We start from the raw sequence: 916 nt of genomic DNA, 5'->3' as shown, positions 1-916 counted from the left end.
CGTCAACCGGCTGGATAATGCGTATGGCGATCGCAACCTTGTCTGTTCCTGCCCCGATACCGGCAGTTACATGGACTAGGGACGGATTGCGTCATTTCGGTTCGGGTATATATTCACGGGAATATAACTCAGGCGACCGGACCGGGGGCAATGGCATGAACTGGGGCAGAAGGGGCATGATCGCCGGGGCGGTGATGGGGGGCATGGCGCTGGGCGCCCCGGTTTCACCGCCCGCCATGGCGCGTGATGTTACGGATATGGCGGGCAACGCCGTATCCGTGCCCGATCATCCCACCCGCATTGCCGATCTGTGGTTCGCCCATAATGAACTGGTGCTGATGCTTGGCGGCGCGCGGCAGTTGGTCATGACCGTGGACCGCCCGCAGGCGCGGCCCTGGATGTACAGGGTCTTCCCGGCCCTGTACGGGGCGCAGGCGGTCAATGGCCCGCAGGTCAATGCCGAGACCCTGCTGCATGAACGGGTGGATCTCGTATTCGTGCCGGAGGCGTCGGCCACCATCGCGGCGTTCCGCGCGGTGGGGGTGCCTGTTCTTGTCTCCTCCTTTCAGGATACGGACGGGCTTCTGCGCGTGGTGGACATGACCGCCGCCGCGCTGGGCACGGATGGCGCGCGCGCGACGGCGGCCCGCTACCGCGCCATGATGCGGCAGACCGTAAATGACGTGCATACGCGACTGTCCGGCCTGAGTGACGCCACCCGCCCGCGTGTGCTGCATGTGCAGTCGTTGCATCCATTGCGGGTGGATGGGGCGCACAGTATCGTTGATGAATGGATCACCCTTGCGGGCGGGCGCAACGCGGCCGTTGGGGTGGCGGGCAACATGAAAGCGGTCTCGGCCGAACAGGTCGCGGCGTGGGATCCGATGTGGTGATCCTCGGCCCCGATAGCGGCGCG

General features: G+C 65.4%; 1 protein-coding gene. It reads left to right on the top strand.

Features of this window, described 5'->3' with window-relative positions; all coding sequences use genetic code 11:
- The first annotated feature begins 155 nt into the window (after positions 1-155).
- On the top strand, positions 156-893 hold the full coding sequence (locus JCM25156_RS26105) for a TroA family protein (protein ID WP_242402745.1): 738 nt from the start codon (positions 156-158) through the stop codon (positions 891-893).
- The last annotated feature ends 23 nt before the right edge of the window (positions 894-916 follow it).

It is taken from the genome of Komagataeibacter kakiaceti JCM 25156 (genome assembly GCF_000613305.1).
This window is presented reverse-complemented; position numbering and strand designations above follow the sequence as displayed.